Annotated in this window: 17 protein-coding genes; 8 read left to right on the forward strand and 9 right to left on the reverse strand. The window is 65.4% G+C overall.

Going from position 1 to position 16,027, the window contains the following annotated elements; translation table 11 throughout:
• Window positions 1–10 precede the first annotated feature (10 nt).
• From CH302_RS12050 to CH302_RS12060, 3 genes are read right to left on the reverse strand one after another with little or no spacing between them, the layout of a single operon-like run.
• A complete protein-coding gene (locus CH302_RS12050; RefSeq protein ID WP_037195425.1) occupies window positions 11–2,197 on the reverse strand; it encodes a heavy metal translocating P-type ATPase in 2,187 nt (728 codons plus the stop codon).
• The gene (locus CH302_RS12055) at window positions 2,194–3,081 is read right to left on the reverse strand and encodes a hypothetical protein (protein WP_037195423.1); all 888 of its coding nucleotides are present in this window, start codon (window positions 3,079–3,081) and stop codon (window positions 2,194–2,196) included. Before CH302_RS12055 ends, CH302_RS12050 begins: the two co-directional genes overlap by 4 nt.
• A gap of 26 nt (window positions 3,082–3,107) precedes the next feature.
• Window positions 3,108–3,620: a GNAT family N-acetyltransferase gene (locus tag CH302_RS12060; protein WP_230596505.1), complete on the reverse strand. Its 513-nt coding sequence runs from the start codon at window positions 3,618–3,620 to the stop codon at window positions 3,108–3,110.
• A 108-nt stretch (window positions 3,621–3,728) separates the two neighbouring features.
• On the opposite strand from CH302_RS12060, the gene CH302_RS12065 reads away from it, so the two are divergent.
• Window positions 3,729–5,426, forward strand: coding sequence for a cutinase family protein (locus CH302_RS12065; RefSeq protein WP_037195421.1), 1,698 nt, complete (start codon window positions 3,729–3,731; stop codon window positions 5,424–5,426).
• 22 nt (window positions 5,427–5,448) lie between these two features.
• Here CH302_RS12065 and CH302_RS12070 read toward each other — a convergent pair whose 3' ends face one another.
• A complete protein-coding gene (locus CH302_RS12070) occupies window positions 5,449–6,681 on the reverse strand; it encodes a hypothetical protein (protein WP_141216633.1) in 1,233 nt (410 codons plus the stop codon).
• A gap of 16 nt (window positions 6,682–6,697) precedes the next feature.
• On the reverse strand, window positions 6,698–8,233 hold the full coding sequence (gene amaB, locus CH302_RS12075; protein WP_037195416.1) for an L-piperidine-6-carboxylate dehydrogenase: 1,536 nt from the start codon (window positions 8,231–8,233) through the stop codon (window positions 6,698–6,700).
• A 124-nt stretch (window positions 8,234–8,357) separates the two neighbouring features.
• On the opposite strand from amaB, the gene lat reads away from it, so the two are divergent.
• On the forward strand, window positions 8,358–9,686 hold the full coding sequence (lat, locus tag CH302_RS12080) for an L-lysine 6-transaminase (protein WP_037195741.1): 1,329 nt from the start codon (window positions 8,358–8,360) through the stop codon (window positions 9,684–9,686).
• Here the strand turns inward: lat and CH302_RS12085 are convergent.
• Complete coding sequence (locus CH302_RS12085) at window positions 9,683–10,009, reverse strand: hypothetical protein (RefSeq protein WP_037195414.1); 327 nt, start codon at window positions 10,007–10,009, stop codon at window positions 9,683–9,685. The genes lat and CH302_RS12085 overlap by 4 nt on opposite strands.
• Before the next feature lie 130 nt (window positions 10,010–10,139).
• On the opposite strand from CH302_RS12085, the gene CH302_RS12090 reads away from it, so the two are divergent.
• The gene (locus tag CH302_RS12090) at window positions 10,140–10,544 is read left to right on the forward strand and encodes a hypothetical protein (protein WP_037195412.1); all 405 of its coding nucleotides are present in this window, start codon (window positions 10,140–10,142) and stop codon (window positions 10,542–10,544) included.
• 1 nt (window position 10,545) lies between these two features.
• Here CH302_RS12090 and CH302_RS12095 read toward each other — a convergent pair whose 3' ends face one another.
• Entirely contained in the window at window positions 10,546–11,400 is an 855-nt protein-coding gene (locus CH302_RS12095; protein ID WP_037195411.1) for a LysR family transcriptional regulator ArgP, read from the reverse strand.
• A 75-nt stretch (window positions 11,401–11,475) separates the two neighbouring features.
• Here CH302_RS12095 and CH302_RS12100 point away from each other — a divergent pair, with 75 nt between their 5' ends.
• From CH302_RS12100 to CH302_RS12110, 3 genes are all read left to right on the forward strand, one after another.
• Window positions 11,476–12,093, forward strand: a complete 618-nt coding sequence (locus CH302_RS12100; RefSeq protein WP_037195409.1) for a LysE/ArgO family amino acid transporter — start codon at window positions 11,476–11,478, stop codon at window positions 12,091–12,093.
• Window positions 12,094–12,195: 102 nt separating this feature from the next.
• Window positions 12,196–12,549 carry a PLD nuclease N-terminal domain-containing protein gene (locus CH302_RS12105; RefSeq protein WP_037195407.1) on the forward strand — a complete coding sequence of 118 codons (354 nt, stop codon included), beginning with the start codon at window positions 12,196–12,198 and terminating at the stop codon, window positions 12,547–12,549.
• A gap of 102 nt (window positions 12,550–12,651) precedes the next feature.
• Complete coding sequence (locus tag CH302_RS12110; RefSeq protein WP_037195406.1) at window positions 12,652–13,176, forward strand: mycothiol transferase; 525 nt, start codon at window positions 12,652–12,654, stop codon at window positions 13,174–13,176.
• A gap of 4 nt (window positions 13,177–13,180) precedes the next feature.
• Here CH302_RS12110 and CH302_RS12115 read toward each other — a convergent pair whose 3' ends face one another.
• Both CH302_RS12115 and CH302_RS12120 read right to left on the reverse strand, forming a co-directional pair.
• Window positions 13,181–13,606, reverse strand: a complete 426-nt coding sequence (locus CH302_RS12115; protein ID WP_217903116.1) for a VOC family protein — start codon at window positions 13,604–13,606, stop codon at window positions 13,181–13,183.
• Window positions 13,587–13,964, reverse strand: coding sequence for a VOC family protein (locus tag CH302_RS12120; RefSeq protein WP_037195403.1), 378 nt, complete (start codon window positions 13,962–13,964; stop codon window positions 13,587–13,589). The genes CH302_RS12115 and CH302_RS12120 overlap by 20 nt, the downstream gene beginning before the upstream one ends.
• 45 nt (window positions 13,965–14,009) lie before the next feature.
• Here CH302_RS12120 and CH302_RS12125 point away from each other — a divergent pair, with 45 nt between their 5' ends.
• Window positions 14,010–14,834 (forward strand): helix-turn-helix transcriptional regulator, encoded by an 825-nt coding sequence (locus CH302_RS12125; RefSeq protein WP_255138012.1) that lies wholly within the window; start codon window positions 14,010–14,012, stop codon window positions 14,832–14,834.
• A 117-nt stretch (window positions 14,835–14,951) separates the two neighbouring features.
• Window positions 14,952–16,022, forward strand: a complete 1,071-nt coding sequence (gene mraY, locus CH302_RS12130) for a phospho-N-acetylmuramoyl-pentapeptide-transferase (protein WP_032397044.1) — start codon at window positions 14,952–14,954, stop codon at window positions 16,020–16,022.
• Window positions 16,023–16,027 lie beyond the last annotated feature (5 nt).

The raw sequence follows: 16,027 nt of genomic DNA on the forward strand, positions 1-16,027 counted from the left end.
TACCAACCGGTCACATCGACGAACGGAACCGGCGCAACCGCAGGCTGTTGCTCACCACGAACACCGAGGACAACGCCATCGCGGCACCGGCGAGCATAGGGTTGAGCAGGCCCGCAGCGGCCAGCGGCACGGCAGCGACGTTGTAGGCGAAGGCCCAGAACAGGTTGCCCTTGATCGTGCTCAGTGTGCGTCGGGAGAGCCGGATGGCGTCGCCCACTGCCCGCAGATCACCGCGCACCAGCGTCAGGTCGCTGGCCTCGATCGCCACATCGGTGCCGGTACCCATGGCAAGCCCCAGATCGGCCGTGGCCAGCGCGGCCGCGTCGTTGATGCCGTCGCCGACCATCGCCACGACCTTGCCCGACGCCTGCAACTCGCGGACGGCATCGACCTTGCCCGTCGGCAGGACGCCTGCGATGACATGGTCGATTCCCACCTCGGCGGCGATCGTGCGCGCAGCGGCCTCGTTGTCTCCGGTGAGCATGACGGGCGTCAGTCCGAGTGCCCGTAGTTCCGCGACGGCCTGCTTCGACGTCGGCTTGACCGAGTCGGAGACCACCAGCACTCCGCGAGCCCTGCCGTCCCAGCCGAGCGCGACGGCGGTGCGGCCCTGCCGTTCGGCGGTCTCGAATGCATCGGCCAGTTCCGACGGCAGCGGCATCGACCAGTCGGCCAACAGTGAACGACGGCCGATCACCGCAGCGCGACCGTCGACGACACCCTGCACTCCGAGGCCGTCGAGGCTGGTGAATTCCTCGACGGTCATGGACTGTGCCGAACCCGCGATGGCGCGGGCGATGGGGTGCTCCGAACCCGACTCCAGTGCCGCCGCCACGGCACAGACCACGTCCTCGTCCTCGCCGTCGGCCACGTGCACCGACTGCAGGGTCATCTCCCCGGTCGTGACGGTGCCGGTCTTGTCGAGGACGACGGTATCGACCCGGCGCGTGGATTCGAGGATCTCCGGGCCCTTGATCAGGATGCCGAGCTGCGCCGCCCGTCCGGTGCCGACCATCAGTGCGGTGGGTGTGGCCAATCCGAGCGCGCACGGGCACGCGATGATGAGCACCGCGACTGCAGCGGTGAACGCGCCTGCCGCGGAACTGCCTGAACCGAGCCAGAATCCGAGAGTCGAGACCGAGATCGCGATGACGATCGGCACGAAGATCCCGGAGATGCGATCGGCCAAGCGCTGCGCCTGCGCCTTGCCGGTCTGGGCGTCCTCGACGGCCTTCGCCATCTGGGCGAGCTGAGTGTCGGCACCGATTCGCTGTGCTCGCACGGTGATTCGGCCGCCCACGTTGAGCGTCGCACCGACCACGGCGTCGCCGACGCCGACTTCCTCGGGCACGGATTCGCCGGTCAGCATCGATCGGTCGACGGCCGAGGATCCACTCTCGACGGTGCCGTCGGTGGCCACCTTCTCGCCAGGACGAACGACGAACACATCGCCGACGGCCAACTGCTCGATCGGAATCTGTTGTTCCTTATCGTCTTTCAGTACAGCAACTGTCTTGGCACCGAGGTCCATCAGGGCGCGCAACGCCGCACCGGCCTGGCGCTTGGATCGGCTCTCGAACCATCGTCCGGCCAGAATGAAAGTGGTCACGCCCGCCGCGGCCTCGAGATAGATGTTGCTCGCCCCGTCCATTCGAGCGATCGTGAACTCGAACGGATGCGTCATGCCGGGCGTGCCTGCGGTACCGAAGAACAGTGCGTACAGCGACCACCCCAACGCCGCGAGGGTGCCCATGCTGACGAGGGTGTCCATGGTCGAGGTGCCGTGCCGCAGGTTGGTCCATGCGGCGCGGTGGAACGGCAGCGCGCCCCACACGACCACGGGTGCGGCGAGGGTCAACGACAACCACTGCCAGTTGGTGAACTGCAACGCCGGAATCATCGCCATTGCGATCACCGGCACGCTGAGCACCGCCGAGACGATCAATCGCTGCTTCAGTGGGTCGGTCGGAAGCTCGTCGTCCGGTTCGGCCGCGGGCAGAGTGGCGGTGTAGCCGGCCGACTCGACGGCCGCGATGAGGTCTTCGGTGGCCACGCCGTCACTGGTGACGCGCGCCTTCTCGGTGGCGTAGTTGACCGTCGCCGATACCCCGTCGAGCTTGTTGAGCTTGCGTTCGATGCGGTTGGCGCACGAAGCGCAGGTCATGCCGCCCAAGATCAGTTCGGTTTCCTGGCTCATGCCTGTCCCTCCTGTACCTCGATGGTGAATTCGGCTGTGTGCACGACGCCCCCGTGCTGGAAGTCCAGATAGAGCGCGTACGTCCCCGCGGTCGGCGCGGAGACGGTGAAGTCGACCGTCGGCCCCGGTGGCCCGTCCTCGGGGTGAACGTGCAGGTAGGCGAGGTCGTCGGCGCGTAGGGCCACCAGGTGTCCGTAGGCACCGAGGTACGGCTCGAGGTCGGTGACCTCGCGACCGTCCTGCTCGATCGTCAGGGAAACGGTGGAGTTCGTCCCCGCGGTGACCGCACCGGCGAGCGTCACGTCGTAACCGTCGACCCTCGATGTCACATTCGGTGTACTCAGGGGCTGCGGCCGATAGTCGCCGGGAACGGTCAGCTCCGCTCCCAGGGTGATGTTCTCGCCACCGGCCGGGGTGAAGTCGGCGAACAGACGATAAGGCCCGGGCCGGGTGAGATCGAGAGCCGTCGACCATGTTCCCGACGCGTTGCGCGTCGGATGTACGTGCTGGAAGTCGGTCAGGTCGCGCCGAACGACGATGAGGTGCAGTTCCTCGGTGTGCATGACGTCGTAGTCGATCAGCGCCGCCCCGTCCGGTCCGCTGATCGTGAAGGCGACCGGTACCTCGGGTCCGGACTCGGTGACGGAACGATCGAGAGACAGTGTGTAGCCGTCCTGGGTGGCCTGCAGCCCGGCAGGCACTGCGGCCGGTGCGGCCGTCTCGTCGTGCGCGTCGTGGCCGGTGTGTGACGCGGCTGCGGTCGCCTGGGCGTCGGGTCCGATCTTGTCCCCGACGAACAGCGCCGCCAGGAACAGGAACGCGATCCCGACGACAAATCCGAGGAGTTTGGTTGGTGCGTCGAGTTCCTGCCGTTCCGAGTTCACAGCACTACCCTACCCCCCCAGGGTATCTAGGCGGTAGTTCCGAGTGCCAACTTGTAGCCGACGTGGGAGTCGACGAAGCCGAGACGGGTGTAGAAGCGATGGGCGTCGGTTCGACTGGCGTCGGAGGTCAGCTGCACCAAAGCGCACCCACGCCGCTCGGCTTCCGCGATCGCCCACCTGATCAGCGCACCGCCGAGTCCCCGGCCACGCCACCGCGCGTGCACCCGAACCGCTTCGATCTGCGCCCGCAGTGCGCCCCCTCGCGCCAGCCCCGGAACGAGGGTCAACTGCAGCGTTGCCACCACCGCGTCACCGTGCACCACCACTACCTGCAGGTTTCGGGGGTCCGAGTAGATGTCCTCGAACGCGGCGCGATACCGATCCATGACGTCGGCGGACTCCCGCGTGACACCCAGCGGGTCGTCGACCAGCAAGGCCACGATCGATTCCAGGTCCGACGCCACCGCCTCACGCACAACGCACGTCGACCCGTCGGGCAGGTCGAATTCCATCGATGTCATTTGGGGTCGAAAAGCCATGCGTACGACGGTAAATGACGCGGTTTGTAACGCGAACGACCCGACCGACGAAATCCCGGGTAACCCACTGGCAACTGCAGTCGGGAAAATCGGTTCGGGCCGTGAGCGATGGGGATCGAAAACATGAATGTTGGCAAGTCGAAGCGTGCGCGCGTTGCGTTGAGCGCGTTCGCGATCGGAGCCCTCGGTGCCGGAGTAGTCGTCGCCGCACCGTGGTCGACTCCGTCCACGACCACCGAAGCATCGATCGAACTGGTCTCGACGGCCACCTGCTACGACATGGTGAGCATCGCGATCGGCGGCCGCGGCGACACCCCGCGCGAGGGCGTCAAGTGGCTCACCACCCCCGAGGGCGAGCGGCTCCCCGCAGCGATGTCCGGTGACTACTCCAGCGACTGGATCGACCAGGCCGTGCGCGCCCCCAACAACGGCAACGTGGTTCCGGACTCCTACGCCGCGGTGTACGTCGAGTACCCGGCCGACCTGGCGAGCTACGAGAACGCCGTGCAGACCGGCGTCACCAACTCGCAGACCATCATGAGGACGATCTCGGCGTCCTGCCCCGACACCAGATTCGCCATCGTCGGCTACAGCGAGGGCGCAGACGTTGCCCGCCGCACCGCGATGGAGGTCGGCAACCAGGTTGTGTCCGCGGACGGCACCTACGGAATCGTCGACCCCAACCAGGTCGTCGGTGTCGTCATCTTCGCCGACGCAGGCCGCGTCGCCGGTGAGGGCCCGTTCCCCGGAGCCGAGAACCCGTTCGGTAACCCGGACGGCTTCGACACCCAGTACCAGAACGGCAACAACGCGGTCTCCGGCCAAGGCGCACTCCCCGGTACGTCCGGCGGATTCGGCGCACTCGACGGCCGAGTGGCGTCCTTCTGCTCCGACGGCGACCTCACCTGCGCACTCCCCGCCAACACGTCACTGATTCACCTGGCCGCCAACGTCGGTCGCCAGGTCAACGCCGACGCGCTGCAGAACGAGAACCTCACTCCCGCCACCGGTGCAGATCTCGCACTGGCCCTGGGACGCATCGCAGTCAACGCCTTCAACGAGATCGCATCGCAGCCCAACTGGATGCAGAGCGACGAGACGTTCCTCGACGTGCTGATCAAGGTCTCCGAGCCCGACTACAAGCCCGGCTCAGTGACGACCCCCGTCTCGGCGAAGGTCGACGGCGAACAGGAGCCGATCGAGACCGGTCAGATGGTCGACCTGGTGTACCTGCCGCAGAAGATCTTCAAGGAGATCACCGGCTTCATCTCCTCGAACCAGAACACGATCCCCGTCGTGATGAACGACCCGTACGGCCTCACCCTGGCACCCGGATCGGGACACCACTTCGACTACTGGCGCGACGCCGATGCCGCCAACGGCAAGCCGCTGACCTCGGTGCAGTACGCCGCGGCATGGCTGACCGAACTGGCGGAGGAAGCCAATCGGGGCGAGCCGGTGAAGACCAAGGCAGTTCAGGAGAAGGCCGGACGCGCAGCGATCGAAACGATCGTCGCACCGGTGACCACGTCGGCAACGGCAACTCCGAAGGCCACGACGACCGCCCCGGCAACCTCGACCCCCGTCGTGACGACCACCGTTCCGGCTGCACCCGCACCCGTCACCACCGCCGAGACGCCGGCACCCGCCGTCGTCACGACGACCCCCGAGTGCACGATCCCCGTCGAGGGTGAGACGCCGGTCGAGGGAGCACCGCCGGTCTGCGTCACCGCGACCGACACGGCTGCCGAGACAGCTCCGGAGACCGTCGTTCCGACCACGACGACGGCAGTCCCGGCACCCTAGGTGAACGGAACTTCGTAGCCCGCTACGAGGTTCCGCTCATGACGGCAGACCTGCGCATCAGAAGCGCGCAGGCACCCGTCACCACTGCTACGACCACGAGCCCGACCACCGATAGCATCAGGTGGTCGGGCTCGCTTGTGCGCGAGATGACCGATTCGTCCATGGACAACGACGGTTCGTAGCTCGCGGAATACACCACGACTGGCAGAGTCATGGTGAACAGCACAGGCAGTGAGAGCGCCAGAGAGCCCGGCGACGTCGCGAGAGCCGACACCACCACGTACGCGGCGACCAACGGCAGGGCGAATTCCGATCCCGTCGGCACCTCGGCATAGCCCTCGATCACGCCCGCAACGGCGATGACGAACAGCCCGCCCAGCCCGATGTACAGCTGCGGCCAGCGGTAGCCGAGGCCCGCTCCGACGATCAGCAGACCCACGCTCAGAGCCAACTGCGCACTGTCACCGGCAGCGAAGCCGAACGAGCCGATCCCAGCCGACGATGACGCGAACAGGACCAGCAGCAGCCGTCCGTTGCGCCCGGGCAGAAGGAACGACGCCAGCAGCGCGATGGCCGTCATACCGGCAAGTGCACCGAGCCAGACGGCATCCCCACTGTCGTGGCCGCCGGCAATCCAACTCAGAACACCGGCAGCCACAGGCAGCGGAAGGCCGACCAGCAGAGTCCGCCGGGTCTCGTACGGCTGTAGTTCTTGATTGCGGTACGCCAGGAACAGTGCGATCGCCGCGGCCGAGGCCACGATCACCATGACGATCGCCCGCTCCGGAACCACTGCGTCCTCGGCACCGACGACATCCCACACGAACACGGGACCGTCGTCGGCTTGCAGCAGGGCATCCAGCGCTTTACCGAGAAGACCGGCTCCGATAGCGGCGACGACCAGCGATGCCTGCGCACCGCGATGTCGCCCCGCCAGTAGGGCGGACGCGCCGAGCAGTGCGCCTGCTCCCACTGCGCCGGCCCAGTCTCCGAACATTCCGGTCACCATGCCGACTGTCCGGAACACGACGACCAGTACTGCTCCGATCGCCACGACGAGCACACCCCGCGCACTCGAACGTGCGAGCACGACGCTCACCAGGCAGGCGGTCAGTGCGAGGACAGTGAGCCCGTTGACGATCGTTGCCGGTGAACCGAATTCGGCCGTGCTGCTCAGCAGGGAGTCGAGCGGTCGGACATCACTGATCGCATAGCCGACGACGACGCCGGCGAGGATCATCGACAGTACTTTCATACTGCCGATCATGCCGTCAGCCGAACTTCACTCCCTGTGCCAGGGGCAGTTCGTTGGAGTAGTTGACCGTGTTCGTGGCCCGCCGCATGTAGGCCTTCCATGCGTCCGAACCGGATTCGCGGCCCCCACCGGTTTCCTTCTCGCCGCCGAAGGCTCCGCCGATCTCGGCGCCGGAGGGTCCGATGTTGACGTTGGCGATGCCGCAGTCCGAGCCGGCAGCGGACAGGAAGCGCTCCGCCTCACGCAGGTCGGTGGTGAAGATCGACGACGAAAGACCCTGCGGCACATCGTTGTGCAATGCGATCGCCTCGTCGAGAGTCTCGTACGTCAGCACGTACATGATGGGCGCGAACGTCTCGTGCTTGACGATGTCGGTCTGCGCGGGCATCCTCACGATCGCGGGTTGAACGTAGAACGAGTACTCGTCGACCACGTTCACTCGCTCGCCGCCGACCACGACCGTTCCGCCGTCGGACACCGCCGCCTCGAGAGCCTTCTGATACCCCGCGAATGCGGTGGCATCGATCAGCGGACCCACCAGAGTGTCACTGGCCAAAGGAGATCCGATCGAGAGCGTCTCGTAGGCCGCGACCAGCTTGCCGACCAACTCGTCCGCGACGGAGGAATGCACGATGACGCGTCGGAGCGAGGTGCACCGCTGCCCTGCCGTCCCGGCGGCCGAGAACACCAGACCACGCGTGGTCAGATCGAGATCGGCCGACGGCGTCACGATCGCTGCGTTGTTTCCGCCGAGTTCGAGCAACACTCGGCCGAATCGCTCGGCGACACGCGGTGCGACGGCACGTCCCATCCTCGTCGAGCCGGTTGCCGAGACCAACGCAACCCGCGAATCGTCCACCAGCGCTTCGCCGGACGCGCGATCACCGATCACCAGCTGCGCGATCGTGGGGTCCACTCCGGCTGCGGCGGCGGCGCGCTCGAACAGCGCCTGCACTCCGACGGCCGTCAGCGGAGTCTTCTCCGACGGCTTCCAGATGACCGTGTCTCCCGCGACAAGAGCGAGAGCGGTGTTCCAACTCCACACCGCAACAGGGAAATTGAACGCGGTGATGACGCCGACGACACCGAGCGGATGCCACTGCTCCATCATGCGATGCCCGGGCCGTTCGGTGGCGATCGTGTTGCCGTACAGCTGACGCGAGAGTCCGACGGCGAAGTCGCAGATGTCGATCATCTCCTGCACCTCACCGAGGCCCTCGGAGACGATCTTTCCGGCCTCGATGGACACCAGCGCGCCCAGATCCTCCTTGTGTACGCGCAGCAGTTCACCGAGTCCCCGGATCACCTGACCACGTACGGGAGCCGGCACCTGCGACCACGACACGAACGCGGTGCGAGCATCGGCGACGACGGTCTCGACATCGGCCGCCGAGGCCGACGCCAGCGACGCCAGGTTCCCACCGGTGATCGGCGAGCGCGCGATGATCGCGTCCGGTCCCGCGGGGGCGTCGAGCGCGATCGTGGCACCCAGCCGGTCGAGGATCGCGCGAGTGCGCACACTCAACTCGTCGTGGGTGATGGATGCAGACATGCGCGTACACCTTCCGTGAAGAGAACCGAACTGTCGGAGATCAGCCTACCGATGACGGTCACAACCGTATAATTTCCTGTCATATGGACTTGCTTACGGAATTTTAACGCGTATGTTCGACCTCATGACGCAAGTATTACAGCGCACAGGCGCGACCATCGATGCCTCGACGGTCCGCGAGGTGATCGGCGAGCACCTACTGGCCGACGGTTTCGAGCTGGTTCTCGACCTCGATGCCTCGACCGGCTCCACACTGGTCGACGCCAGGGACGGCACCCGCTACCTCGACCTGTTCACGTTCTTCGCGTCCAACGCGCTGGGCATGAACCATCCCGCCCTGATCGACGACCCGGAGTTTCGGGCCGATCTGATGCAGGCGGCGATGAACAAGCCGAGCAACTCCGACATCTACACCGTGCCCATGGCCCGATTCGTCGACACGTTCGCGCGGGTCCTCGGTGACGCTCGCCTGCCCCACCTGTTCTTCGTGGAGGGCGGCGCATTGGCGGTGGAGAACGCGTTGAAGGTGGCGTTCGACTGGAAGTCACGCTGGAACGAACGTCATGGTCTCGACCCGTCACTGGGCTCCCAGGTGATGCACTTCGAGCATGCGTTCCACGGGCGCTCGGGCTACACGATGTCGCTCACCAACACCGACCCGAACAAGGTTGCCCGCTTCCCGAAATTCGACTGGCCGCGCATCCCGTCCCCGTTCATCCGATCCGACGCGAACATGGACGAACTCGAGGACGCATCGTTGGCGGCGGCTCGGGTGGCGTTCGAGGCCAATCCGCACGACATTGCTTGTGCCATCATCGAACCCATCCAGGGCGAGGGTGGAGATCACCACTTCCGGCCCCGCTTCCTGCAGAAGCTGCGGGAGCTCTGCCACGAGTTCGACGCACTGTTCGTGATGGACGAAGTGCAGACCGGAGCTGGAATGACCGGTACCGCATGGGCATTCCAGCAGCTCGACGTCGTCCCCGATGTCGTGGCCTTCGGCAAGAAGGTTCAGGTCTGCGGCGTCATGGCCGGCGGTCGCGTCGACGACATCGACGACAACGTCTTTGCTGTCAGCTCCCGCATCAACTCCACGTGGGGTGGCAACCTCACCGACATGGTGCGGTCGCGTCGAATCCTGGAAGTCGTCGAATCCGAGAAGCTCATCTCTCGTGCCGGTGAACTCGGAGCTGTACTGCTGAACCAGTTGCAGGAGTTGGCAACTCGACACACGATTGTATCCGAGGTCCGTGGCCGCGGTCTGATGTGCGCCTTCTCCCTACCCGACGCCTCCACCCGCGACCGCGTGATCGAGCTGTTGCGTACCGAGGAACATGTACTGGCGCTCGGCTGCGGCGATGCGGCAGTGCGATTCCGACCTGCACTGACCATCACCGAAGCCGAACTGACACAGGCAGTCGACTCCATCGACCGGGTGCTGAGCATGCTCTAGCGCTCGGGCTCGATGTCCTTCTGCACCAACTGAATCTGTGACGTCGGAATGACACCGGGACGAAAGTAGAAGTTCTCCGGCGACTGCACGAGATCACCGTCTTCGACGCCACTGACTTCCCAGACATCGACCGGTCCACCGGTGTTGTTCATGCCCACGAACCAGTCACGTTCCCACACATCGGCCGCCAGAAAGCAACCTTCCTGCTCGGGCCGGTGGCTACCGGCAATACCGCGAGCGGAACCCGTGCGACGCCAGTCGAGTCCGTGCCGCCGAATCGACTCGCGGTTGAGCACCGAGGTCACGTGATAGCGAATGGTCATCGGCAAAAAATAGCAACGGCAACACGTCGGGTACAGCGATTATCGGCTCATCCTCGCCGAACCCATGTCAGGTAATTCTTGACAACTTCGCTGCCTGATGTCAGGCTTTTCCTGACAAAGGAGGTCGGTCATGGATCCCATCACCCTCGCAACCGAGGCAGATATCACCGCGGCGACGCGAGCCGTCGTGACGGCAGCGGCCACCGAGGCCGGGCGCATCGCCGACGAGATCATCGGCACAGGACCCCTGCCGGGCACACCGGACTGGGAAGCCGAGCAATCGACCGATCTGCCCGCACGACGCAGCGTCGCGTGGCATCTGTTGAGTCTTCGCGTGCAAATGGCAGCGGGTCTCGACGGCATCGAAACCGTTGTGGTGCTGCGAGTTCAGGGCGCAACGTGGGCGACGATCGGGACGGCCGTCGGAATGTCGCGGCAGTCGGCTCACGAGCGGTGGGGCACCCGATCGGCGGCGATTCTCGATCCCATCGGAGATGGACTGCCCGAGATCGTGCCGAAAGACAGTCCGGCCTGAGCTACAGCAGCATTCGTGCCGCACCCACTGCCACGGCGTCGGCCGCTCGCTGGAGTGCAGCAGAGGACAGCGACCATTGCTGCCAATAGAGCAGCACATCGTCGATTCCGTGGTCGTCGAAGCACTTCAGCGAGTCACGGGCCTGCAAATCGGGGATCATGCCCCAGCCGAAGCCGAGGTCGACAGCCCGCGCGTAGTCGGCAGAGGCCGGTACCAGGTGCCTCGGGGGTTCGTGCGGTTCGATACCGAAACGCTGTAAGTAGTTGTCCTGCAACCGGTCGTCGGAATCGAACACGACCACCGGAGCGGAGCGCAAAGCCTCTGCCGTCACTCCCGCGGCGAACCATCGCTCGATGAACTCCGGGGTGGCCGACGGCCGGTAGCGCATCGCGCCGAGGCGTCGGACGGTACATCCACGAACCGGCTCGGCCACCGCTGTTATCGCGGCGGAGACGATCCCGTCGTGCAGCAACTGCGCGGTGCGGTCCTGATCCTGTCGATGCAGATCGAAGGTGGTGTTGCGCGCCAATGGAGCGAGCGCGGGCAACACCCAGGTCGCCATCGAATCCGCATTGACGGCAAGCGAAAGGGGCGCAGCAACGCCGTCGTCACCCAGTTCTGCCCGAGTCTGCTCGGTGAGAGTGTCGATCTGACGCGCCAGACGCAGCACGGCGACACCCGACTGGGTTGCCACCACCGGCTTGCTCCGCTGAACCAGAGTCCGACCGAGCGACTGTTCCAGTGACTTGATGCGCTGGCTCACCGCGGACGGCGTTACGTGCAGCGTGCGGGCCGCGGCCTCGAACGTTCCGCCGTCGACCACTGCTCGCAGCGCTCTGAGTTGCTCGATCTCCATTAGATGAAGCTACGCTAATCATTCCTGAAATACATTCGCTGGACCTAACGGTGGTGCACTCCTAACGTTGCCGGCATGACCTCGCTCGCCGCCGCACAATCGACCCTCACCGGATTGGGCGTCGGGCTCTCCCTCATCGTCGCCATCGGAGCTCAGAACGCATTCGTACTGCGTAAGGGCCTACAACGCGCCCACGTACTGCCGGTGGTGGCAGTGTGCGCGTTGTCCGACGCGGTTCTCATCCTGGCCGGGGTGGCAGGAATCGGCGTTCTCGTCGACCGGTTTCCTGTCGCCCTACGCGTCGTGACCGTCCTCGGTGCACTGTTTCTGCTCGTCTACGGACTGATGGCACTGAACCGTGCCCGAAGGCCGTCCGCCATGACCGCGGAGGCGCACGGTGGCGGTTCGCTGATCGCCGCTGTCGCCACGTGCCTGGCTCTGACCTGGCTCAACCCTCACGTCTACCTCGATACTGTGGTGTTCCTCGGGTCGATCGGGAACCGTCAGCCCGGTGAACTGCGGTGGTGGTTCGCCGGCGGCGCGGTGCTCGGCAGCGTGCTGTGGTTCACCGCCCTGGGATACGGATCGCGGGTGCTCAGCCCACTGTTCGCGAGGCCGGCGGCGTGGCGAGTACTCGACCTCGGGATCGGCATCATGATGCTGACACTGGCGGCGCTGCTGGTGCTCGGCTGAGTCACGACACTTGACGTGCCAGCACTTGATCCGCGGTACAACGAGTGATCTGATAGTCGCGAAAGACCGACCGCACGGTCTGACAACCCTGGAGGATTTCCCGTGCCGTACTTCGGCCTGCTGATCATGCTGCTGTCGATCTTCTGTTTGATCGACGTCATCACCGCCGACGACTCCGGCATCCGCCATCTTCCGAAAATGGTGTGGCTGCTGCTCGTCATCGTTCTGCCGCTCGCCGGGTCGATTGCGTGGCTCGTCGTCGGCCGACCCGAGAACGGCGGCATCTGGGGTGGCAGCGGCGTGCCTCGTACCTCGTCGGCCTACCCCGAATACGACGCACGACCCGGACGCGCAGTGGCCCAATCGCAGGAAAGCGACGAGGAATTCCTACGCCGTTGCCGCGCCCGCGCCGAGGAACAGCGCCGCATCGCCCGCGAGCAGCGCAGGAACGACTGAGCCAACATCGCTCAATGTCCACAATTTTCGTCTGCGGACGGTTTTCCGCCTGCCGAGCCGAATTGTGGACACTCAGCTCACTACCCGACGAATAGAGAGACCATGGCCCAGTTGACGGTCTTTCCCGAACCGAACTCCGCCCTCTCCGATCCCGCCGACCTGTTTCGCGAATACCTGCGCTTCTATCGCGGCGAGTTGGTTCGGCGAATCACGGCCCTGAGCGGCGATTCCCTGACCACCACAGCCGTTCCCTCGGAGTGGACCCCACTGCAGATGCTGACCCATCTGGTGCACATGGAGCAGCGCTGGTTCGTCTGGGGATTCCTCGGCCGCGCAGTCGACGCACCGTGGGGAGACCAGAAGGACGGGTCGTGGCATGTGCCCTCCGATGTGGACGCCGACACCCTGCTGCGCAGACTCGCAGACGGTGCCCGCCTCACCGACGAGGTACTGAGCTCACATCGAATGGACGAATCGGCCAGCCTGGGTGGACGATTCACCGACGAGCAGCCGACGCTGATCTGGATCTGCTTCCACGTGCTCCAGGAATACGCCCGCCATCTCGGTCATCTCGACATCGCTGTCGAACTGGCCGGCGGACCGACCGGCGAAGAACCCGAGAGCTGACGCCTCAGACGTTCGCGTACAGATCGACGGTGGTGCCGTCGGGGTCGTGCACAACGGCATAACGCTGTCCCCAGAACGCATCCCAGGGCTGCAGGTGGCCGGTGTACCCCGCCGCGGTCACCGCTGCCCACGCCGCGTCGACCCCGTCGGGCGTCCCGCAATCGAAGGCAAGGGCGACGCGGTGTCCCCCGCTGGGCGGCGTCCACGTCGGATCGAACGAGGTGATGGTCGACGGCAGGTCGAACAACAGGCGAACGCCGCCGAGGTCGACCTCCACATGCTGCTCGGCATCGGCCACGGCCGGAATGTCCAGTCCCAGAACGCGGTAGAACGCCAGAGCCGAGGCCATGTCGGCGACGACGATTTCGATTCCTGCAAGGCGAGGGTTCACGGGAAGAAGGCTAGACCGGTCAGCCCCAGTTCGCGGCATTCGTCAGACAGAACGGATGCCCGGACGGGTCGAGCAGCACGCGCCAGGTCTCGCCCGGCTGGTCCTCGGGCAGCGTCGCACCCAGCTCCACTGCCGCACTCGCCGCTGCGTCGAGGTCTTCGACCGCGAGATCGAAGTGAAACTGCTTGCTGCCGTTGGCATTGGGCCAGGCGGGAGGCCGATAGTCGTCGATGCGACCGAATCCGAGCGCACTGCTGGGCCCCTGCAGCATCGCGTAGTCCTTCTCCGCATGGACGACGCTCCAGCCCAACAGCGACGACCAGAACGTGGCGCTGACCTCGGGGTCTGCGCAGTCCAGGGTGACCATCTTCAGGGTGGCAACGGGTGTCTCGGTCATGGTGTTCTCCTCCTCGTGTCGGACCAGACTCCTACACTGACGCGCGTGCCGGATAGGAAAAACGCGACAGCCACGCAGTCCGGCGTCCTACGACCGGACCAGCTGGCGCAGTATGTCGACCTGGTACGGCTGCCGTGTGCCCCGTCCCTCGAACCATGGGTCGAGAACTACTGGCAGCTGCGCTGGGATCTGCCGTCGGGCATCTCCTATCGCAGCTCGACGCTCCCGCACCCGGCCTGCACGCTGAGCGTCGAACACGGTTGGAGCCGCGAGGGCGTCGTCGATGCGGTGGTCGTGACGGGTGTGCTCACGCGCCGCTTCGACGTCGTCCTCGCCGAGTCCGGTTGGGTCTTCGGCGTCAAGTTCCGGCCCGGCGGCTACGCGAGTTTCACCGGAACCGTCGCACGGACCCTGCGCGACGTCTCGGTCGTGCTACCGACCCCGTTCCGGTCCGAGACCGTCGCTGCACTGGCCGAGCTGGGAGGACACCTGGATGCCGACCACTGCCGAACCGTCGTCGACTCGGTTCTCGCGCCCTACGCCGGTGACGTGGAACCGGAGTACGAGACCGTCCTGGACATCATCGCGGCGATGCTGCGCGACCGGACGCTGGTTCGCGTCGCACAGGTGGAACAGCGGTGCGGCATCGGCACTCGTCGATTGCAGCGGCTGTTCGAGCGTTATGTCGGCGCGACGCCCAAGTGGGTACTCGGGCGATATCGGATTCACGACGCCCTCAGCGAGCTCGACAACGGCTACTCGGGTCCGCTGGCAGACCTGGCCGCGCGATACGGCTGGTTCGACCAGGCTCACTTCACTCGGGAGTTCACCGAATTGGTCGGAATGCCGCCGAGCGCCTACCAATCCTGAGTAACGCCTTCGTCACGCAATGCGACTTTTGCCGATTCGTTTGGCACAGTATCCCGCGGTGCTCGACAAGCATCGTGGTGGGGAACAGCAGCACAGAGGAAGAGTGGGCTTCAACGCATGATCAACATTCTCATCGCCGGTGGAATCGCGTTGGCGGTCTCGATTCTGTTGACTCCATTTCTCATCGCGCTGTTCACTCGGCAGGGCTTCGGCCAGGAGATTCGCGTCGAAGGTCCGGCGAGTCACCACGCCAAGCGAGGAACGCCGACGATGGGCGGCGTCGCGATCATCGTCGGCCTGTGGGCCGGTTACCTCGGCTCCCACCTGGTCACGATGGGCGGCGATGGACCGTCGGCTTCGGCGCTGTTGATACTCGCTCTTGCGACCGCACTCGGTGTGGTCGGCTTTCTCGACGACTACATCAAACTCCGCATGAAGCGAAGCCTCGGCCTCAAGGCGACCGGAAAATACGTCGGGCAGATCAGTGCGGCGGTGATCTTCGCCGTGCTGGCGCTGCAGTTCCGGAATGGGAACGGGCTGACTCCGGGCAATGTCGAATTGTCGTTGGTACGCCAGTCCACCTTCTTCACCATGGCCCCGATCGTCTTTGTCCTCTTCTGCGTCTTCCTCGTCGTCGCGTGGTCCAATGCCGTCAACCTCACCGACGGGCTCGACGGTCTGGCGGCGGGGTCGATGACGCTCGTCCTCGGCGCGTACACGGTGATGACGTTCTGGCAGTACCGGCAATCCTGCGCGACCAACTCCGTCGCCGGGTGCTATCAGGTGCGCGATCCACTCGACCTCGCAGTCGTCTGCGCGGCCGCCGCGGGTGCCTGTATCGGATTCCTCTGGTGGAACGCAGCCCCGGCCAAGATCTTCATGGGCGACACCGGCTCACTCGCCCTCGGCGGACTGCTCGCCGGACTGTCGATCGTGAGCAAGACCGAACTGATCGCCCTCGTCTTCGGAGCCCTGTTCGTCGCCGAGAGTGCCTCCGTCGTCATCCAGGTCGCGTCGTTCAAGAGCACCGGCAAGCGGCCGTTCCGAATGGCACCGATCCACCACCACTTCGAACTGGCAGGCTGGGCGGAGACGACGGTCATCATCCGACTGTGGTTGTTCGCGGCCATCGCGTCGGCGCTGGGACTCGGTTTGTTCTACAGCGAGTTCCTCGCGGCCGTCGGCTGACCTCT

This window comes from Rhodococcus sp. 15-2388-1-1a (assembly GCF_002259145.1).
Lineage (GTDB): Bacteria > Actinomycetota > Actinomycetes > Mycobacteriales > Mycobacteriaceae > Rhodococcoides.